Origin of the sequence: Citrifermentans bremense (assembly GCF_014218275.1) — a bacterium.
In the GTDB taxonomy this organism is placed as follows: Bacteria; Desulfobacterota; Desulfuromonadia; order Geobacterales; family Geobacteraceae; genus Geomonas; species Geomonas pelophila.
Window position 1 is genome coordinate 4,259,660 of the sequence record NZ_AP023213.1, and the last position, 19,572, is coordinate 4,279,231.

20 protein-coding genes are annotated in these 19,572 nt (G+C 64.1%); 3 read left to right on the top strand and 17 right to left on the bottom strand.

The features are described from left to right. Window positions 1-30: 30 nt before the first annotated feature. From GEOBRER4_RS18990 to citC, 17 genes are all read right to left on the bottom strand, one after another. Window positions 31-1,059: a sensor histidine kinase gene (locus tag GEOBRER4_RS18990; RefSeq protein WP_185243562.1), complete on the bottom strand. Its 1,029-nt coding sequence runs from the start codon at window positions 1,057-1,059 to the stop codon at window positions 31-33. Window positions 1,060-1,223: 164 nt separating this feature from the next. Then, window positions 1,224-1,613 carry a rhodanese-like domain-containing protein gene (locus tag GEOBRER4_RS18995; RefSeq protein ID WP_185245369.1) on the bottom strand — a complete coding sequence of 130 codons (390 nt, stop codon included), beginning with the start codon at window positions 1,611-1,613 and terminating at the stop codon, window positions 1,224-1,226. A gap of 20 nt (window positions 1,614-1,633) precedes the next feature. After that, window positions 1,634-2,464 carry an MBL fold metallo-hydrolase gene (locus tag GEOBRER4_RS19000; RefSeq protein WP_185243563.1) on the bottom strand — a complete coding sequence of 277 codons (831 nt, stop codon included), beginning with the start codon at window positions 2,462-2,464 and terminating at the stop codon, window positions 1,634-1,636. Further along, the gene (locus tag GEOBRER4_RS19005) at window positions 2,461-2,673 is read right to left on the bottom strand and encodes a YgaP family membrane protein (protein WP_085814688.1); all 213 of its coding nucleotides are present in this window, start codon (window positions 2,671-2,673) and stop codon (window positions 2,461-2,463) included. Before GEOBRER4_RS19005 ends, GEOBRER4_RS19000 begins: the two co-directional genes overlap by 4 nt. A gap of 10 nt (window positions 2,674-2,683) precedes the next feature. After that, window positions 2,684-3,124, bottom strand: coding sequence for a C-GCAxxG-C-C family protein (locus GEOBRER4_RS19010; RefSeq protein WP_185243564.1), 441 nt, complete (start codon window positions 3,122-3,124; stop codon window positions 2,684-2,686). Between the two features lie 101 nt (window positions 3,125-3,225). Next, window positions 3,226-6,459 (bottom strand): efflux RND transporter permease subunit, encoded by a 3,234-nt coding sequence (locus tag GEOBRER4_RS19015; protein WP_185243565.1) that lies wholly within the window; start codon window positions 6,457-6,459, stop codon window positions 3,226-3,228. Window positions 6,460-6,504: 45 nt separating this feature from the next. Next, on the bottom strand, window positions 6,505-7,599 hold the full coding sequence (locus GEOBRER4_RS19020; RefSeq protein WP_185243566.1) for an efflux RND transporter periplasmic adaptor subunit: 1,095 nt from the start codon (window positions 7,597-7,599) through the stop codon (window positions 6,505-6,507). Further along, a complete protein-coding gene (locus GEOBRER4_RS19025; RefSeq protein WP_185243567.1) occupies window positions 7,596-8,939 on the bottom strand; it encodes a TolC family protein in 1,344 nt (447 codons plus the stop codon). Before GEOBRER4_RS19025 ends, GEOBRER4_RS19020 begins: the two co-directional genes overlap by 4 nt. Window positions 8,940-9,231: 292 nt before the next feature. Next, a complete protein-coding gene (locus GEOBRER4_RS19030) occupies window positions 9,232-10,125 on the bottom strand; it encodes an ATP-binding protein (protein WP_085814684.1) in 894 nt (297 codons plus the stop codon). A gap of 295 nt (window positions 10,126-10,420) precedes the next feature. Beyond that, window positions 10,421-11,113: a class I SAM-dependent methyltransferase gene (locus GEOBRER4_RS19035; protein ID WP_226377838.1), complete on the bottom strand. Its 693-nt coding sequence runs from the start codon at window positions 11,111-11,113 to the stop codon at window positions 10,421-10,423. 130 nt (window positions 11,114-11,243) lie between these two features. Continuing rightward, window positions 11,244-12,062 carry a triphosphoribosyl-dephospho-CoA synthase gene (locus GEOBRER4_RS19040; RefSeq protein WP_185243568.1) on the bottom strand — a complete coding sequence of 273 codons (819 nt, stop codon included), beginning with the start codon at window positions 12,060-12,062 and terminating at the stop codon, window positions 11,244-11,246. Next, window positions 12,052-12,516: a citrate lyase holo-[acyl-carrier protein] synthase gene (locus tag GEOBRER4_RS19045; RefSeq protein ID WP_264177094.1), complete on the bottom strand. Its 465-nt coding sequence runs from the start codon at window positions 12,514-12,516 to the stop codon at window positions 12,052-12,054. Before GEOBRER4_RS19045 ends, GEOBRER4_RS19040 begins: the two co-directional genes overlap by 11 nt. A 4-nt stretch (window positions 12,517-12,520) precedes the next feature. Then, a complete protein-coding gene (gene citF / locus GEOBRER4_RS19050) occupies window positions 12,521-14,059 on the bottom strand; it encodes a citrate lyase subunit alpha (protein WP_185243570.1) in 1,539 nt (512 codons plus the stop codon). Next, a complete protein-coding gene (locus GEOBRER4_RS19055; RefSeq protein ID WP_085814679.1) occupies window positions 14,046-14,966 on the bottom strand; it encodes an HpcH/HpaI aldolase/citrate lyase family protein in 921 nt (306 codons plus the stop codon). Before GEOBRER4_RS19055 ends, citF begins: the two co-directional genes overlap by 14 nt. Then, window positions 14,966-15,442 carry a PPC domain-containing DNA-binding protein gene (locus GEOBRER4_RS19060; protein WP_085814678.1) on the bottom strand — a complete coding sequence of 159 codons (477 nt, stop codon included), beginning with the start codon at window positions 15,440-15,442 and terminating at the stop codon, window positions 14,966-14,968. The genes GEOBRER4_RS19055 and GEOBRER4_RS19060 overlap by 1 nt, the downstream gene beginning before the upstream one ends. Before the next feature lies 1 nt (window position 15,443). Further along, on the bottom strand, window positions 15,444-15,704 hold the full coding sequence (citD, locus tag GEOBRER4_RS19065) for a citrate lyase acyl carrier protein (RefSeq protein ID WP_085814677.1): 261 nt from the start codon (window positions 15,702-15,704) through the stop codon (window positions 15,444-15,446). Further along, window positions 15,701-16,702: a [citrate (pro-3S)-lyase] ligase gene (citC, locus tag GEOBRER4_RS19070; RefSeq protein WP_185243571.1), complete on the bottom strand. Its 1,002-nt coding sequence runs from the start codon at window positions 16,700-16,702 to the stop codon at window positions 15,701-15,703. The genes citD and citC overlap by 4 nt, the downstream gene beginning before the upstream one ends. 205 nt (window positions 16,703-16,907) lie before the next feature. On the opposite strand from citC, the gene GEOBRER4_RS19075 reads away from it, so the two are divergent. Genes GEOBRER4_RS19075 through GEOBRER4_RS19085 form a run of 3 tightly spaced genes read left to right on the top strand, consistent with a single transcriptional unit; the run spans window position 16,908 to window position 19,505 of the window. Beyond that, window positions 16,908-17,621 carry a glycosyltransferase family 2 protein gene (locus tag GEOBRER4_RS19075; protein WP_185243572.1) on the top strand — a complete coding sequence of 238 codons (714 nt, stop codon included), beginning with the start codon at window positions 16,908-16,910 and terminating at the stop codon, window positions 17,619-17,621. After that, on the top strand, window positions 17,621-17,908 hold the full coding sequence (locus GEOBRER4_RS19080) for a lipid-A-disaccharide synthase N-terminal domain-containing protein (RefSeq protein WP_185245370.1): 288 nt from the start codon (window positions 17,621-17,623) through the stop codon (window positions 17,906-17,908). The genes GEOBRER4_RS19075 and GEOBRER4_RS19080 overlap by 1 nt, the downstream gene beginning before the upstream one ends. Next, complete coding sequence (locus tag GEOBRER4_RS19085; protein WP_185243573.1) at window positions 17,886-19,505, top strand: ArnT family glycosyltransferase; 1,620 nt, start codon at window positions 17,886-17,888, stop codon at window positions 19,503-19,505. The genes GEOBRER4_RS19080 and GEOBRER4_RS19085 overlap by 23 nt, the downstream gene beginning before the upstream one ends. Window positions 19,506-19,572 lie beyond the last annotated feature (67 nt).

Here is a 19,572-nt window from a genome sequence, read left to right on the forward strand (position 1 = left end):
AATCGGTTTTTCGGCCCCGAACTTTAACGCTTAAATGGCTTCCTTCTCTCGGTGCAGCGGCAAAAGGACCGAGAAGCGGCTCCCCTTGCCGGCCGTGCTCTCCACTCCGATGCTCCCGCCGTGTGCCTCCACGATCGCCTTGCTGATGGTGAGGCCTAGCCCCGTCCCCTTGAACCCCCTTGCGGCCTGGGCCCGGAAATACTTGTTGAAGATGCGCGGCAGCTCCTCGGGGGGAATCCCTATGCCGGTGTCGCTCACCTGCACCCGGAGAAAGCCGTCCCTCACCTCGCTGCTCAGGGTGATGGTGCCGCGCCTGGGGGTGAATTTCACCGCGTTGCCGATCAGGTTGGCGAAGACCCGGCTGATCTGTTTCGAGTCGAGCTCCATCGGGGGGATCTCGTCGCAGAGCTCGCTCTGGAAGCTGGAGCCATGCACCGCCGCCTCGCGCTCTCCGTCGCGGCTGCAACCCTCCAAAAGCGGGCGGATGTCGCAGCTGTGGCGGTCGATCTGCAAAAGCCCCGCCTCCAGCCGGTAGGCGTCCAGCACGTCGTCAATCATGGTGAGCATCTTCACGGAGCTCTTGTCCATCTCCCCGAGGAACAGGTGCAGCGAGTGGTCGATCTTCCCTTTTTCCCCCAGAAGGGCCTGGATGTAACCCATGATCACGGTGAGCGGCGATTTGAGGTCGTGGGTCATCATGGCCACGAACTCCTCGCGCTGCCGCCTCTCGTTTCTTTCCGGGGTGATGTCGCGCAGCTGGTACAGCTCCCCCTTGCCGCAATCGGCAGGCAGGCGGCAGGAACGGATCTGGACCACCGTCCCCTCGACGCTCATCTCCACGGGAGCGTCCAGCGAGTTCTCGCTCAGCACGCGGTAGAGCGGGGTACGCAAGGGGAGCATGTCGACCCTGCGCCCCAGCACCTGGCCGCGCTGGACGTGGAGCAACTGTTCGGCCCTGTTGTTGATGAAGAGAACCTTGCCGCTTTCGTCCAGGTAAACGACGCCGCAATCGATCCGCTCCAGCAGCATGGCCGGGATTTTTTCAGGTTCCACCTGCATGGTACCTCCGCCTGGACCTTAAAACCTGTCCCTGGTTTATCGGAAATGGTTGTGCATATCTTGAGCCAAAAGGCCTGAAAAATTTTACCAGATTGTGGAGAGCTTCCAGGAGGGGAGGAGGGGGGAGGCGAAAAAAAAAAGCCGCCGGGAGACCCGGCGGCTTTTCAGCGGGAAGAGCCGATCTGCAGCGGGAGGCCGTTTCTGTACCATCCCACCAGGCCGTCGGCCATGTTGTACACGTCGCGGTATCCCTTGGAGGAGAGGAAGCTTGCTGCGGTCTGCGAGCGGGCGCCGACGGCGCAGTAAACCAGCACCGGCCGGTCCCGCGGGACCTCCTGCACCCTCCGGCCCAGCTCCCCCAGCGGGATGAGCAGCGATCCCTTCAGGTGCGCCTGGCGGTACTCCTCGGGGGTGCGTACGTCCAGGACCACCATCTTCGCGTTTTTGGCCAGAAGCGCCCGGGCCTGGGCGGAGTTGACGTTGACGGCGCCGGTGGCGAAGGATGGGGCCACGGCCAGAAGCAGCAGGGAAAAAAGTACGGCAAAAACTTTCATCATTGATCAACCCCTTACATTTATTCGACTTCGAGCAGGTATCCTACCTGCAAAGGCTTGAACCCGCCAGGGAATTCGTGGGCCAGGCGAGCCGCCGCATGGAAACCGGTGCAGTGGCCGGGGGAGACCTTCTTCAGCCCGTACTTCTTGAGTGCCTTGATGGTGGCGTCTATCTGGGGCTGCGACGAGAAGGCGAGATGGCACCCCCCCACCACCCCGTACACCTCACCCACCCCGGTCTTCTCCCGGGCGAGCTCCAGGGTGTTGACGACCCCGGCATGGCAGCACCCAAGAAGGAGCAAAAGCCCCTTCCCGGTGACGATGACCAGGGACTGGTCGTCAAGCACCGTGTCGCGCCGGCAGCCGGCGAGGTCGCAGAAAAGGCCGGCGTCCCCCTCCTCGAAGCTGGTGCGCCTGGGGACCTCCCCGGTCAAAAAGACGCCGGGAAGGACCTCGCGGAAGGCGTCGCCGTAGGAGAAGCTCGCCCCCAGCCCGGCCAGGAACTCCTCGGAGTATGGGATGCCGACCGAGCGGGCGCTCCCCTCGCGCAGCACGTAGCGCTTGGCGAAGACCTCCGGGTGCGCCAGCACCTTCTTGGGGCCGGCCGCCTGCAAAAGCGGCCACAGCCCGCCGGCATGATCGTGGTGCCCGTGGGAGAGGACCACCTGCTCCACGCACCTTAGGTCGACGTTCATGCGCTGGGCGTTGTGGAGCAGGGTTTGGCCTGCGCCAGTGTCGAAGAGAAGCGACTCGTCCCCCTGCTGCACCAAGGCGGCAAAGCCGTGCTCGCCGAGGGTGCCGGAGAGCGCCCCGGCGCTGTTGTCGCAAAGGATCCTGATGCGGCAGCTCACTTTTGGCATCCCTGCGGCGGAAGCTGCGGCACCCCGAGCTTCTTCAGGATGGTCATCATCGGGCACCAGTTGGTGAAGCCGGACTGCAGGAGGTTCAACCCGATGAACGCGGTGAACCAGAGCCAGCGGGGGTCGTGGTAGTGGGCCAAAGCCAGCGAGATGAGGGTGAAGCTCCCGGCGATGAGCCTTAACAGTCTGTCGATGTACATGGTATGCCTCCTATCCTTTCGCCTGGGCGCAGCTTCTTTGCTCCAAGAGCTGCGCCACCGTCCCCGCCACGCTCGCGGTGATGCCGGGGCAGCCGCTTTTCCCTTTCGCCGAGAGCACCTTGCAGCAGGTGGCCCCGTACTGCGACTTGAACCAGCTGTGCAGCTCGCGGGTGAGCTCCGCGGCCGTTCTGCGGTCGCCCTCCAGGACCAGCCCGAGCGCCATGGTCCCCCCCGCCACCGCGCCGCAGATGCAGCCGGAGCCGGAGCCGCCGCCGAAACCTGCGGCCAGCCGCAGCAGCTCGTCGCTTGCCTCAGGCAGGAACTGGTTCTTCACCGCCGCCAGCACCGCCTCCGCGCAGTGCATCTTCCCCGAGCGGTAGAGCCCCTCGGCATCCGTTGCGACCTTGCCGGCCACCGTCTGATCGATTTTTTCCGCTACGTTTTGCAACAAGAAGCCTCCTTTAAGGCAGGCCAAGGTGGGGTACAGGATTTGCGCTCCGCCTTGGCTGCGTCAGCGTTATATCTTAATATTTCTATCTCCCATTTCTCAAGCTAAACCTGTGCCTCGGCCTGTTTTTCCGCCTCGCCACCCTTTTTGTGCTTCTCCTTCCAGGACTCCACCATGAAGTACAGGATCGGGATGGTGATGCGGGAAAGGGTGGTGGAGGCGATCTCGCCGCACATCATGGCGAGGGCGAGCCCCTGGAAGATCGGGTCGAAGAGGATCACGAAGCTCCCCACCACCACGGCCGCCGCCGTGAGCAGCATGGGGCGAAAGCGTATAGCCCCCGCGTCGATGATCGCCTCGTCGAGCGCCATCCCCTCGCGACGGCGCAACTCGGCGAAGTCGATCAGGATGATGGAGTTCCTCACGATGATCCCGGCGAGCGCGATGAAGCCGATCATGCTGGTCGCGGTGAAGAAGGCGCCCATCAGGGCGTGCCCTGGCAGGATCCCGATCAGGGTGAGCGGGATGGGTGCCATGATCACCAGCGGCGTGGTGAAATCCTTGAACCAGGCCACCACGAGGACGTAGATCAGCACCATGACCGCGGCGAAGGCGGCCCCCAGGTCGCGGAACACCTCGTAGGTGATATGCCATTCGCCGTCCCACTTGATCCCGGGGCGCTCCTCGCTCCAGGGCTGCGTCGCTGCGCGCTGCTCTATGTGGTAGCCGCCGGGAAGCGGTATGTTGTCGATATCCTTCTGCATCTTGAGGATGGCGTAGACCGGCGCCTCGATCACCCCCGCCACGTCGCCGGTGACGTAGACCACGCTCTTCAGGTTCTTGCGGTAGAGCGATTTTTCCTCCACCCCCCTCACCACGCGCACCAGTTCCGAGAGCGGGACGTTCCCCTTCGTCCCCGCGAGGTAGATGGAGGAGAGCGAGGCGATGTCGCTTCGGGAGGCGAGCGGGAGCCTCAGGTTGATGTGGACCGGTTCCTTTTCCTGCGGGACGTGCATGATCCCCACGTCCGTCCCCTCCACCGCCATCTTCAGGGTCTGCACCACCTGGGCCGCGTCGACGCCGGAGAGCGCCGCCTTCTCGCGGTCCACCTCGAAATGCAGGTTCGGCTGGTCGCCCTCCTGGTACCAATCCACGTCGACGACCCCCGGGGTCGAGGTGAAGATAGCCTTGATCTTCCTGGCGATCTCCACCCGGCTTTCCTGGTTCGGGCCGTACACCTCCGCCACCAGGGTGGAGATGACCGGCGGGCCTGGTGGGATTTCCGCCACCTTGATGCGCGCGTGGTAGCGGTCGGTGATCGCCTTGAGCGTGGGGCGGATCCTCCGGGCGATGTCGTGCGACTGCCCCTTGCGCTCGTCTTTGCCGACCAGGTTCACCTGGATCTCGGCGACGCTCGGCCCCTTGCGCAGGTAGTAGTGGCGCACCAGCCCGTTGAAGTTGAAGGGGGAGTTGGTCCCGACGTAGCTCTGGAAGTCGGTGACCTCGGGGACCTTCCTGAGCGCCTCCCCGAGTTCCGCCACCATGCGGGCGTTCTCCTCCAGCGTGGTCCCCTCCGGCGCGTCGACGATCAGCTGCAGCTCGCTCTTGTTGTCGAAGGGGAGCATCTTGACCGTCACCGCCTTGAAATAGATGAGCGCGCAGGAGAAGAGGAGCAGCACCACCACCGTGGTCAGAAACCCGTAGCGGACCTTCTTGTCGTGCAGAAGCCTCCCCATGATGCGCCGGTAGAAGCGGGTCATCCAGCTCTCTTCGGGTGGGGCCTCGGTGCCGTAGTGGGACTCGCCCTTCATGAAGCGGTAGGCGAAATAGGGGGTGACGATGAGCGCGATCAAAAGCGAGAACACCATCGCCATGGAGGCGCCCACCGGGATCGGACGCATGTAGGGACCCATGAGCCCGCCCACGAACCCCATGGGGAGGATCGAGGCGATGACGGCAAAGGTGGCCAGCATGGTGGGGTTGCCGATCTCGTCCACCGCCCTGACCGCCGCCTCCAGCGGCTTCAGCCTGGTCGTCGTGAAGTAGCGGTGGATGTTTTCCACCACCACGATGGCGTCGTCCACCAGTATCCCGATAGAGAAGATGAGGGCGAAGAGCGTGATCCGGTTCAGCGTGTAGCCGATCCGGTTGAAGATGAACATGGTGAGGGCGAGGGTGACCGGGATCGCGATGGCCGCGACTGCCCCGGCGCGCCATCCCATGAAGACAGCGATGAGGATGGTGACCGAGATCGCCGCGAGGAACATGTGGAAGAGGAGCTCGTTGTTCTTGTCCTTGGCGGTCTCGCCGTAGTTCCTGGTCACCGTGACCTGCATCTCGGAGGGGATGATCTTCCCTTTCTGGAACTCGACCCGTTTCAGCAGGTCCTCGGCGACCCAGGTGGCGTTAGCCCCCTTCCTCTTGGCGATCGAGATGGTCACCGCGGGGTAATCAGCCGCCCCGCCCGTGAGCCCCTTTTGCGCCGCCGCAGGCCCCAAGCCGAAGAAGACGTAGTCCTTGGGTTCCTGGACGCCGTCGGTCACCGTCGCCACGTCGGAGAGGTAGACCGGGCGGCCGTCCTTCACGCTCACCACCACCCTTCGGGCGTCGTCAGGGGTCGAGATGAAGCTCCCCGCGTCGAGCTTGTAGTCGCGGTTGCCGGAGGAGACGTCGCCCGCGCGCTGGGCCACGTTGCCGCGCTCGAGTGCGCCCATGACCGCGGCCGGCGTTAGGGCGTAGGAGGAGAGGCGCGCCGCGTCCAGGCTCACCTTCAGTTCGCGCGAGACTCCCCCCCTGATCTCCGAGTTGGCGACGTCGTCCACCTTCTGAAGGTCGTCGCAGAGTTCCCTGGCCACCCGCCGCAAGGCATGGTGGTCGTAGCGGTCCGACCAGAGGGTGAGGGAAAGGATAGGTACGTCGTCGATGGATTTGGAGACCACCAACGGTTCCGCGGCGCCCGGGGGGAGGAAGTTGCGGTTGCTCATCACCTTGTTGTAGAGCTTGACCAGCGAGTTCTCCATGTCCTCGCCCACGAGGAAGCGGACCGTGATCATCCCCATCCCCGGCTTGCTCACAGAGTATAGGTACTCGACCCCCTTGATCTCCCAGATCTTCTTCTCGAAGGTGGTGATCAGGCGCTCTTCCACCTCCTTAGGGGAGGAGCCGGGCATGGGGAAGTAGATATCCACCATGGGAACCACGATCTGCGGTTCCTCCTCGCGCGGCGTGGCGATGATCGAGTAGAGCCCGAGCAGCAGCGAGGCTGCCACGATGAGCGGCGTCAGCTTCGAATCTATGAAGGCGCGGGCGATCTTCCCCGCGAAGCCCAGGTTAGTCATCAGTTTCTCCAGTGGTTATCGGCAAGCCTTCGTCGCAGTTGTCTATCACTGCACCTTCGCGCCGTCTACCATGCGCTCAATGCCCTGGGTGACCACTTTATCGCCGGCGGCGAGACCGGAGATCACCTCTACCCTGCCGTCCAGTTCCCGACCCACCCGGATCAGCCTGAGCCTCGCTATCCCTTCCGGAGACACCGTCCACACGGAAGTAAGCGATGCCCGCTGCACCACGGCTGCGGCAGGAACGGCTACGCCCTGCCGGGAGCCCGTCTTGAAAAAGGCCTTGCCGTAGCTGCCGGAGCGAACCCCGCCGGAGGATAGATCGATCTTGACGGTGAAGGTGCGACTCGCCGGATCGACGACGGGCACCACCTCTGAGACGGTCCCCACAGCGGGGGTCCCCTCGACCGACACCGGCACCCGGTCCCCCGGCTTCGCCTTGCCGAGGAGCCCTTCCGGCGCCGCCACTTCCAGCCTGAAGCCGCTATCCCCCTCCACGGTCAGAAGCGGCGTCCCCGGAAAGACCGTCTGCCCCGCCTCGACCTGCTTCGCTACCACCACCCCGGAGATGGGAGCGGTGACGCGGCCATAGCCTGCCACCGCGCCTGCCGCCCTCGCGGTCTGGCGCGCCTGCGCAAGCCTTGCCTCAGCCCGGGCCACCCCTTGCGCCGCCACTTCCTGCTCGGTTCTCCTGGTGTCAAGCTCCTGACGGGTCAACGCCTGCTGCTCGAAGAGCCTGCTGTAGCGCTCGAAGGTGACGTCGGCGAGCTTCTTCCTCGCCTGCGCCTCGGAAAGGGCCCGCGACGCCTCGTCCACGCCGGAGGCCGCTCCGGCCGCCGCAGCGCCGCTTTCTACCGCCTCTATGGCGACGAGGAGCTTTCCTCTCCCCACCCGGTCCCCTTCCCTGACGTAAACCCCTGTGACCGTGCCGGAAAGCCTGGCCGAGAGGACAGCGGAGGTGCGGGCCCGGACGGTGCCGACCGCCTCCTGCACCTCGGGTAGATCCTCGGCCGCCACGGCGGCGACCGTCACCCCGCGCACCACTGGCGGCGCGCTCTGGACCGCGTGCTCTTCTTTTTTGCCGCAGCCGGCAGCGGACAGTATCATCAGGGCGAAAACTGCGGCCCGGTAGCTTCTCATTGGATGACCTCCTTCAGAAATACCCCCGCACGGAAGTAGACCTCGCCGGTCGAGGCGAGCAGGTTGTTCTCCACCTCGACCAGGGTGGCGCGGGAGCGGTTTAGGGCCGCTTCCGCATCCATAAGCTCGACCAGCGGGGAGAGGCCGTTGCCGAAGCGCAGCGCCACCAGGCGCACTCCTTCCTCGGCGTCCTGCACCGCCCGCCTCGCACTCTCGAGCCTCAGCAGCGCCTCCTGGCGCCGCAGCACGCTCTCGGCTACCTGGAGCGAAACTTCCCTGCGGTCGTTTTCGAGCATGGCCGCCGCAGCCTTGCGGGAGAGCTCGGCCTTTTCCTTCTCATGCGAGCGCCTGGCGCCGTCGAAGAGCTCCCAGCGCAGGTTGACGCCCAGGTTCCAGGAATCCTTGTCCATCCCCAGCGGGAGGTCGCGATCGTTTATCTGGTAGGCGCCCCGGGCGTAAACGGTGGGGAGATAGGCGTCCTTTGCCTGCCGTACCGCGAGCTCCCCGAGCTGCACCGAGGTCTCGGCCGCTTTCAGGTCGGCACGGTTTTGCTGGGCCAAGGCCACCAGTTCCTGCTGGGCCAGGACCGGATCCCTGACCTGGGGAAGCTCGCCGATATCCAGCACGCCACCCTGCTCACCTCCGACTGCCAGGTTCAGCCTCATGCGCGCGAGCAGCAGGTCGTTTTGCGCCGATGCGAGCCGCTGTTCCGCCTCGGCCAGCGCCGTCGCGGTGCGCAGCCGGTCGGATTTGAGCCCGAGACCGTCCTCTTCCCGCAACCCTGCCAGGCGGTCGTGTTCCTTCGCGTTGGCCACCGCCTGGTCGGCGATGCCGCGGTAGGCCTGGGCGCGCCGCACCCCGAGATAGGCGAGGTAGACCCGGAAAGCCACCTCCTCGCGCCTTCCCTGCAGCGAAAGGCCCGCCGCCTGCGCACTCTTGCCCGCCATGCGCACGCCGTTGCCGATGCCGAGATCGAAAAGCGGCTGCTCAAACGAAACCGAAGTGCGGAAATCCGCGCGCGGCGATGGGTTGTTCAGGGTATCGGCAGCGAAGTCGCTAGCGGGATCGATGCGTCCCTCGTCCAGCTTCATCATGAAGACGCTGGAGGGGGTGTTGGAGAGGACCACGCCGCTTTCGGCTTGGACCCGGGGAAGGTAGCGGCTCTTGCTGACGGCGACCTCCTGCTCGGCGGCGCCACGCTGATACGACGCAGCTTTCAGCAAGTTGTTGCTCTGAAGCGCACGGTTCACCGCCTCGCGCAACGTGACCGTCTCCCCGAAGGCCGGCGCCGCGAGGAGTGCAAACAGCATTACGATCAGCGGCATTATCTTTGGGCTCACCCGGCATCCCCCCTTCACAGGTCGTGTAAACAAATTTATATATATGCGAAGCTGAATATAAATATTCCCCCTTGGTATGTCAAGGCAATTTCTGAGGCGGCAGGTTTCCTGGTCACGCGGACCAAGTTTAGCAGGTCTCGCTCGTTTTTCCCGCATTTTACCGGTCTTTGTCACTGCAGTTACGGCCGGTTCCCTGTACCAGATAAAAAAGGCGCCCATCGATAACGATGGACGCCGGTTATTGTCTTTCATAGCCGAGCCGCTGAGTCAGTGGCTTAGGTTCTTGTACCTGTTACGCTCCCGCCTGAGTCAGCAGGTAACGCCCGACCCAGTTCTTGGAGAACTGGAAAGCGGTGCGGCCGCAGCGCTTGGTCTTGTCGTGCGACCACTGGATGGCGTCGAGTTCCAGTTCCTTGGTCCAGGGTATGGTGAGGCTACGGGTCGCAGCCTCCCGCTCCACGCATTGGCGCACCGCGTCGAGATAGCGGTCCTGGGTGAAGACGTGGAAGGGGACCCAGAGGCCGAAGCGGTCCGAAAGGGAGACTTTCTCCTCCATAGCCTCGCTCTGCTGCAGTTCCCCGTTCACGTACTTGCCACCGAGAAGGTCGGTCTCGTACTGGGGGAGCAGGTGCCGGCGGTTCGAGGTGACGTAGATGAGCACGTTTTCCGGAGCCGAGTAAACCGAGCCGTCCAGTGCGCTTTTGAGCATCTTGTAGGAAAGCTCCCCCACCTCGAAGGTGAGGTCGTCGCACAAAAGGATGAAACGGTAGGGCTCGTTCTCCACCGCGCTGAAGATCTCGGAGAGGTAGATCAGGTCTTCCTTCTCCACCTGGATCACGCGCAGCCCCTCGCAGCCGTACTCGTTCAGGAGCGCCTTGACCATCGAGGATTTCCCGGTCCCGCGCGACCCCCAGAGGAGGGCGTTGTTCGCGGGGAGCCCCTTCAGGAACTGGCGTGTGTTGTTGATCATCACCTCTTTTTGCTTCTCGCAGCCGAGGAGTTCTTCAAGCCTGGTATTGTCAGTCACCTTCACCGCTTCGAGATAACCCGAGAAGGAGTGGCGGCGCCAGTTGGCGGCATGGCACTTGCTCCAGTCCACCGCTTTCACGGCCCTGGGGAGCAGCATTTCGACAGAGCTGAGCACTCGCTCAAGCTGGGCAACGACCTCTGGTTTCAGATTCAACATGTGCTGTTTCCATCCTGTGTGTTGTGGCGACGAAACGCGAAAAAGCGTACCGGGCCGGATTGATCTTCCTGCTTGTGCCGCTGGGAAACGGTAGGCAGGGTAAAAAAGTCCAACTTGTATACGTCATTACACGCCCCACTGTCAATTAAAACAGCGTTCAATTTCGTCAACACGATTCGAGGAAACAGACGAGGAGGCGGGGGGATGCCGATGATTATGGCGGGTGGGGACGGTGCAGCTCAGGGTTCGGCAGTCATCTTTTGGCACAGCGCCCAGCCGGTGAGCCCGGGAAGCCTCACCCCCGGCGGGCTAAAAGGATCATCAAGGAATTTTCCAGCTTGAGCCACATTTCCAGGATCGAGGTGAGGATACGGCCACCTTTCCAGCAACCGACCCCCGCAGCGACGAGGGAGCGGTCGAGCAGCTTGAATAGAAAGTACTTGGGGAAAAGCAGCGACGCGAAGAGGTGGCCCGCGGCGACGACGGCGAGCCCCGCCGAGGCCAGGTGTCCCTCCAACTCCTGCAACCTGTAGCGCCGGTAGTGTCCCAGGGAGAAGTCATGGCCGCTGTAAAGCGCGGGGAACGCGGGGACGGTCACCAGCACATGCCCCCCCTTTTCCGTGTGCCGCGCCACGACCTGGGTCAGGAAGTCCCGGTCCTCCGGCACGTGTTCGAGCACGTCCAGCAGCAGGGTGAGGTCGAAGCGGCTTCCCTCCGGAGGGAGTTCCGTCTGGTAGGCGATCCACTCTCCCCGTTCCCGCAATAGCGCGAGCTGGCCCGGGGTGAGATTCGGGTCCACTGCCGTCACCCTGCTCCCAGGCAGATGCCGGAAAAGGGTGCGGCTCAGATAGCCGTCGCCGCAACCAAGGTCCAGCACCGACATCCCCTGGTGCAGGCAGGGCTCCAGCAATCCGGCCAGGGCCGCAGCCCGGGCCGTTTCCCAAGGGTGCCTCCCTAGCTGCTCGTCGCGCATCTCCTTGAGGTCCATGCAGCCTCCCTTGCACCGCGATTAGCCGGATAGTCCGTTTGCGCCGGGGCCGTCGCCGGGCGCTGCAAAGCAGCAAATATTAGAATGTATCAACCTTATTTTGTCAAACGACGGTTCGTCTTTCGGGGGGCTAGGAAGCCGCGAGCTGCAACTCGCCGGTGTGGGCGAGCCAGGCGAAGGCGAGGGCGAGGAGGTCGGCTACCCCTCCCATGGTGAGGTTGCGGCTGATGTACGCCTCGTTTCTTTCGGCGAGAAAACCGATGAAGTCGCCGCGCTGCAAGACCAGCAGTTCCAGCTTCCGCCCGTCCTCCCGGACCGTGGCCAGTCCCTCTTTGCCGCAGCGGTGCAGGGCGGTCGTGTCCTCGACGGTTGCCATCAGACGCCCGAGCATCGCGTAGACCGCTGTGCCGCGGTTGCCTCCCCCAGCAAGCTCGTGCCTGAAGGCGGGGAGCGCTGCACCGAAGAGCGAGGGAAGCCCCGCGAGCGCCTCTCCCCTCACCCCCTGTGCCTCGGAGTTGTGCCGAATGCGGCTGCCGTTGGTCGCCTCGGGCTGGGCATGGTCGAAAAACCGCTGTGCCAGGCGCGCCACGGCGAGACCAAGCTCCCCCTCGTCGCGATGCGCAACCTGCGCGCGGGCCGCGAGAAGGAGCCCGGAGAGGAAGATGTACCCCTTGTGGCAGTTGGTGCCGGCCGTCTGCAGCATCGCCGTCTCCGCCTCCACCCCAAGCCGCACCTGCGCGGACAGCTCCTCCCCCCGGGCGAGACTTTCGGCGACCTCGGCCAGGTAATTCGAAACGATCTTCAGCGAGGTTTCCATCCGCTGCAACGAAAGGTCACGGTGGGAGCCGGAATCGATCAGGTCGACCAGTCCCGGCTTGGGGGTGAGGTAGAGCTCCATGAAGGCGCCGCGCACCAGGTTCAGGGAGAGCGTCCCGAGCTCAGAGCGCATCGATGATCCTCCTGGCATGGTGCATCAGCTCCTCGCTTCCGTGCCGGCCGGCATGGATACAGGCAACGGCTGGCTCGGGGCAGACAAGGCAGGTTCGGGGAGCGATCTTGAGGTTGGCCCTGGAAACCGGGCGGCCGGCATGGTCGTAGATGTCGAGGTCGAGGAGCCGGCCCGCCGGGTGCCTCGACTCTAGCGAGATACCCAGCCGCTTCACCTGGGTCGAGGGGAGGCGGGTGCGGTAGATGGCGAAGGGGCCGAGGTCGTCGCCCCCCCGGACCGAGCCCTCCGTCTTCAGCGCGCCCAAAAGGGCCTTTTCCCCCCACTGGAACAGGCGCTCAGCCCGATCCCCGGTCTTCTCCGTCCCCGGCAGGTTCAGGGAGAGCATCACCGTCGCCGGGAACGGGGTGGGGAACATCCCGTCCAAGAGCGCCTGCCGCTGGTCCCTCGCCTGCAAAATGCTATTCCTTAACGCGTCTAACCGCATCTATGATGCTCCCGTCCCGGTACTCGATCACCGCCACCACCTCGTCCTCGAACTCCAGCGCCCTGGGCGTCCCGGTCACCCGGCAGATCTCACGCTGCAGCTCGCCGATCTCCTTCACCGGGAGCTTCCTCCTGATCAATTCTTCCTTGAGCTCGGGATGCTGTTCGTTCACCGCGATCCCCCGCTCAGTCACCACCACGCCGATGGTCTCCCCCGGGGTGGTGACGGTGGTGACCCGGTCGCGCACGATGGGGAGGCGCCCGCGGATCGACGGCGCGACGATGATGGAGAGCTTGGCGCCGGCAGCCGTGTCGGAGTGGCCGCCGGTGTTGTGCAAAAGGTAGCCGTTCGACTCGGTGTTCACGTTGACGTTGAAGGAGGTGTCGACCTCGGTCGCCCCGAGGATCACGCAGTCGAGCCGGTTCACCACGGCCCCCGCGTTGAACGGGTTCGCGTACATGTCGGCGCCGATCTCCTGGTGGGCGCGGTTTTTTGCGATCGACTTCACCGCCTCCTGGTCGAAGCACTGCACGTCCATCAGCGCGTCGAAGAGCCCCTCCTCCAGCATCTCCACGAAATAGCCGGTGATGCCGCCGCAGCCGAAGCTCCCCTTGATGTTGCCGCGTCGCATGGCGTTTCTCACTTTGTCCGAGACTGCGAGCGAGATGCCGCCGCTGCCGGTCTGGAAGGAGAAGCCGTCCTTCAAGAGGCCGGATGCCTCGATCACCTGGGAGGCGTAGCTGGCGATCTGGAGCCCTACTGGATCCGTGGTGATCCTGGTGGTGGTGGAGACGATCTTTGCCGGATCCCCCAGCCGGTCCACCGTCACCACGTAATCCACCAGGGTCTGCGGGATGCTCACCGGCACCACCGGGAAGGGGACCAGGTTGTCGGTGACCGCGACGACGCAGGCGGCGTGGAGTGCGTCGGTCTGGGCGTACCCCAGGCTGCCGCAGGCGGAGGGGCCGCTGTAGCCGTTCATGTTGCCGTATTCGTCGCAGCAGGGAGCGGCGATGAAGGCGACGTCCACCTGCACCGATCCTTCCATGATGGCGCGGGCCCGGCCGCCGTGGGTCCTGACCACGATGGGGCAGGAAAGCTCCCCCCGGCTCGCCATCTCCCCGATCAGGCCGTTAACGCCGCATTGGAAGCCGGCTATGACGCCGCTTTTGATGTGGGGAATGATCTCGGCGTGCACCGGGTGCACCGAGGAGGAGGCGATCCAGATGCCGCGGATCCCCATCGCGGCGATCTCCGCCACCAGCCGGTTCAAGAGGAAGTCGCCGTTGCGCAGGCTGTGGTGGGTGGCGATGGTCATGCCGTCTTTCAGCCCACTCGCCTCGATCGCCTCCCTGAGGCTGGAGAGGAGCTTCGACGCGCCGGGGTTTACGCGCCTCAAGCGTCGCGCCGCGACCTTCCCCTGCGGGGTGATGGAGTAGGGGTCGCCGTAGGGAACAAGCTTTCTCCCCGCGTAGCTCTCCGGAATCTCGCGGCCCAGACTATTGAGCGCCATGTATCGCCTCCTCGTCTATCAGGGTGTCGACCATGCCGTGGGCGTAGGCGGTCCGAAGCACCCGCGCCGCCCGCTTCACCACGGGGGCGTCCACCATCTTCCCGCCAAGGGAGATGACGCCGGTCCCTAGCTGGCGCGCCCGCTGGATCGCCTCGATAACCTGCAGGGCGTACTCCACCTCGTGCTGTTTCGGGGCGAAGACCTCGTGCACCACCTCGATCTGGCGCGGGTTGACCAGGCATTTCCCGGTGTAGCCGAGCCTCTTGGCCAGCTCGGTCTCGGCCCTGAGCCCCTCCATGTCCCCCACATCGGCGAAGATGGTGTCGAGCGCCTGGATCCCGTTCGCCTTCGCGGCCCAGAGAACCCGGGTCCTCGCGTTGAAGAGCTCCTCGCCGCCGCGGCTTCTCTCGATCTCCATGCTGGCGGTGTAGTCCTCGGCGCCGAAGGCAAGGGCGAAGATGCGCTGCGAGCTGCGGGCGATCCCCACCGCGTTGATGACCCCCAGCGCGCTCTCCAGGGAGGGGAGGATGCCGAAGCGCCCGATCTCGACCTCGAGCTCCTCCTCGAACTCGGTCAGAAGCGTGTCCAGCCGCTCCACGATCTCCGGGGTGTCCGCCTTTGGGAGGCGGATGCCGTCCGGCATGGCCGGGAGCACCACCTTCAGGTCCTCGTACCCCCACCGGGTGTCCAGCGGGTTGATCCGGACCAGGAGCTCCTTGTTGCGGTCGGTGTACTCCATGAGGAAGCGCTTCACCAGGTGGCGCGCCGCGTCCTTCTCGGAGAGAGGGACCGCGTCCTCCAGGTCGATGATCACGGAATCGCAGTTGAAGATGGGGATGTTCTGCAGCATGGAGGGCATGTTGCCCGGGACGTACAAAAGCGAGCGCCTGAGCTTGTAATCCGGCATCAAGGTGCCTCCTCGTCGATGTAGATGGTGGGGATCCCTCCCACCTTGGAGACGTGGCGTTCCACCCCGGAGACGTCGAGCTCGGTGAGGACGATCTCGCAGGTGGCGAAGACCTCGGCGTCGTAGAGGTGCCCCCCGACGACCTCGCCGGAGGACTTGGACATCATGATGTGGAAGTGGAAATCGAGGAGGTCGGCCTCGCCGGGGACGATGTTTCCCTGCAGCCCCAAAAGCTCGCAGGGACCCTCGATGTCGTGGATGGTGATGCGTGGTTCGGTGATGGGGAGCTTCGCGCCGGTCTTGATCCCCCTGAGCCTCACGTTCTTCACGCTACCCAGGGCCGAGACGATCATGGCGTAGCGCACGTCGGTCAGGTGCGCGAACTGCAAAAGCCGCGTGGTGAGGCTTTCCCCCGGGGTGATCTTGATGATGAAGCGTCTCCCGTTGGAGCACTCCTTGTACCAGAGACCTTCCATGTCAACCCTCCGCCCGCATCAGGGCCGTTTCCAGACGGGCCTCGATGGCGTAGTCCAGCGCCCCCCGGTCGGTGATGCGCACCTCACCCGCCTCGACCCCGTGCTTGGCAAGCACCTCGTCCACCTTGGCGCGGATCAGTTCCCCGAACTGCTTCAACACGGTGGACTCGATGGTCACGGTGAGGCTCTCGGCCGGCTCCAGGAAAACCATCAGGTCGCTCGACTGCAGCGTTCCCGCCTGCACCTTCTTCATGATCTTCATTTGCTCCCCCCTTTGTCCCAGATCTTGATCCCCTCGCTGGAGAGGAGAAAGTCGAGCGTGCTCACCGGCACCAGTTCGGCGATCCCCTCCAGTTCGCCCCGCATCAGCATCTCCCGCACCCTCGAGGCGCTGACGGCCGCTCCGACCGCGCTCCTTCTTTCCAGCTCCCGCACCGCGATCCCCAGGGGGGGCAGAATCCTGTGCATGGCGCGGTTGTACTCCGCCGTGGTGCGGCTGAAGGGCTCGGAGCCGATGAAGCGGGTGGCGATGTGGAAAAAGGGCGCGATGCGGGTGGCGAAAAGTAGCAGGTCGAGCTCCATCTGGATGGCCCCGGCCGGGTCGTCGCTTTTCAGGAAATAGGTGGGGAAGGTGACGCTGGAGACGGCGTACCAGGAGGTATCGAGGACGGTGACGTTCTTCAGATCGGCGGTCCCCTCCTGCACCATCCTGAGGCGCGCCGGGAAGGGGAACAGGGAGCGCTCCTCGCGCACCACGAAGAGGTAGAGGTGGTCGACGCTTGAGGCCGCCTCCTCCACCAGGTAGCGGTGCCCCATGGTGAAGGGGTTGCAGTTGGCGACCACGGCGCCGTTGTTGCCGGGGAAAACCTGCCTGCCGTACCGGGTCAGGTAGCGCCGCAGCCCGTCTCCGTACTCCAAAAGAGCGGTCTTTCCCGAGGCGACCAGGAGGTTGAAGTTGAGCGCCTCGAAGCTTGTGGCGAGCGCCGGAGAGGTGAAGACGAAGAAGGAATCGATCCCCTCCTGGTAACCACGCCCAACGAGCTCGGTCACCACCTCGTCGAGCAGGGTCCCCCCCTGGTGCGCGGGCGCGACGACCAGCATCTTGAGCACCCGCCCTTCTCTGGCTCCGACCGCCACCAGCTGCCCGGACTCGAACACGCCGACCAGGTCGTCGTAGGGAAGCTCGAAGCGCAGGCCACTTTGGGCAACCAGCGCCTGCGCCTGCTTCAGATCATCGGTGGATAGTAGCGAAGTGACCATGCGGGAAAGACTAGCACCATTCCACCGTAAACCAAACCGTGTATACCGCAAAAATTCCTTATCTTCCCGGGGGCCTGGGCGCCCTGTCCGCGGTTTCCGCCCCCACAGAGAAAAATCTAGGATTATCGGCAACGATTGTGCTATTTTGCCGAGTTGCCGATTTCCCCAGCCACACCCTGGTAAACGACACAGAATCGAGGACTTAATGAGCACAATTTCCATCGTGATACCTGCACACAACGAGGCAGGCAACATAGGCGCCCTGGTGCAGGAAATCCTGGCCACCAGGCTCGAATGTGAGATCGTCGTCGTCGACGACGCCAGCACCGACGAAACCCACGCGACGCTGCTCGCGCTGAAAAAGACGGTCCCCACGCTGAAGATCGTCCAGCACGACCGCTCCTACGGCCAGAGCGCCGCAGTGTCTACCGGGATCAGGCATGCCAGCGGAGAGTTGATCGCCACCATGGACGGCGACGGCCAGAACGACCCGGCCGACATCCCGAAGATGGTGCAGGCGCTCCTTCAAAGCGGTGACAAAAATCTCAAGATGGTCGCCGGGTTCCGCAAGAAACGCGACGACGCGGCATGGCGCATCATCTCTTCCAAGATCGCCAACGCCTACCGCCGCTTTTTCTTAAGGGATGAGACCCCCGACACCGGCTGCGGGCTGAAGGTGTTCTACCGCGCCGCGTTCTTGAACCTTCCCTTCTTCGACCACATGCACCGTTTCCTCCCCGCCCTGATCAAGATGCAGGGGGGCGAGGTGATCTCGGTGGAGGTGGGGCACCGCGCGAGAACCCACGGCGTCTCCAAGTACGGCACGCTGAACCGGCTCTGGGTCGGGATCGTCGACATCTTCGGAGTCTGCTGGCTGCGCATGAGGGCCAAGAACGTGAAGATCACGAGGTGCGACTGATGGTGCTCTCCGAGAAGATGTGGGTAGGGATAGGGCTTGCCGGGCAGTTCTTCTTCACCATGCGCTTTGTCGTGCAGTGGATCGCCACCGAAAGGAGCCGCAGGAGCGTCATCCCCGAATCCTTCTGGTATTTCAGCATCTTCGGGTCGCTGATCCTGCTGGTGTATTCGCTCTACCGCAAGGACCCGGTCTTCATCCTGGGACAGGCCTTCGGCACCACGGTCTATGTCCGCAACCTCTTCTTCATCCACAAGGAAAAGAAAGATGTCGCAAACGCCTCAAGCTAAAGGGCTCTGGCTCCCCTTCCTGATCCTCGCCGGGACCTGCCTCCTTTTCTCGCTGGTCCTCCCCTTCTTCCCGGTGGATGAAACCCGCTACCTCTCAGTGGCCTGGGAGATGAAGGTGCATGACTCCTTTATCGTCCCGATCCAGAACGCGCTCCCCTACTCGCACAAGCCCCCCCTGCTCTTCTGGCTCATCAACCTGGACTGGCTGCTCTTCGGGGTGAACGAGGGGACGCTCCGCTTCATCCCGCTTATCTTCAGCCTCTTCAACGTCTGCCTGGTGTACCGGATCGCCCTGCAGCTCTGGGAGGACCGCAAGCTGGCGCTGAACGCGGCCGTCATCCTCGGCTCCACCTTCGCTTACCTCCTCTGGTCCTCGATCATCATGTTCGACGTGCTCCTCTCCTTCTGGGTGCTGATCGCCGTTTCGGCACTGATCCGCGCGGGCAAAGAGGGGCGGTTTGGCCCCTTCGCGCTGGCGGGGGTGGCTATTGGGGGCGGCATCCTCACCAAGGGGCCGGTGGTGCTGGTCTACATCCTGCCGGTGGCGCTCTTCGCCTTCTGGTGGCGCCCCCGCGGCGAGGTCACCCCAAGGTGGTACGCCTGGACTTTCCTCTCCCTGCTGATAGGGATCGCAGTGGTCCTCGTCTGGCTCATTCCGGCGGCTCTCACCGGGGGGGAAGTGTACCGCAAGGCGATCCTGTGGGGGCAGACGGTGAACCGGATGGCCAACTCCTTCGCCCATAAGAGGCCGCTTTGGTGGTACTTCCAGTGGGTACCGGTCCTTCTGGCCCCCTGGATCTTCTTCGCCCCCTTCTGGCGCGGTTGCCGCCGCCTGACGCTCGACGCGGGAACCAAGCTGGTGCTCACCTGGATCGCCGGCGGTTTCGTCGTCTTCTCGCTTTTGAGCGGGAAACAGGTGCACTACCTGATCCCCCTGATCCCCGCCTGCTCCCTGCTGATGGCGAAGGCGGTCAGTTGCTGCGAGGAGAGCGGCCGGCGCTTCCAGCTCCCGATAGCTGCCTTCTACCTGTTGGTCGGCGCGGCAATCATGACGCTCACCTTCCTGAAGCAGGGGCGCGCGCTGCACAGCTTCGACCTGGGCGAGCTGAGAATCGCCGCAGGCGGTCTCCTGCTCCTGGGCGCGGCGCTCTCTTTCCCGAAGCCGCGCGACACCTCGGCCGCGCTGAAGCTCGTGGCGGCGTCCACGCTCCCCTTCGTCGCCCTGGTCGTGGTCGGCTGCCACACCTTCTCCGGTCGCTACGACATACACGCGGTCTCGGCTGCGGTGCTTAAGAAGCAGCAGGAGGGGTACCAGGTGCTGCACCAGGGAAAATACCACGGCCAGTACCATTTCATGGGACGGCTGCAGCAGCCGCTGTTGGAATTGGAGGGAAGCGACGAGATCCGCCGCTATGCCCAGACCCACGAGAAGGTGGCGCTGGTCACCTATCCGCGGGAGGACCAGGCGGTGCCGCCGGATGAGGCCTTTTTCCGGCAGCCGTTCAGGAGCAAGCAGGTGGTCCTTTGGAACAGCCGGGGGATCCTGCAGAACCTCGAAGGCGCCAAAGCCGCCGTTTCCACGGCCCAGGGGGAATAAAAAAAAAGGCCCTCCAACATCAGCTGGAGGGCCTTTTCCACTAAATGGCGAGAGCGATCACCGGTAC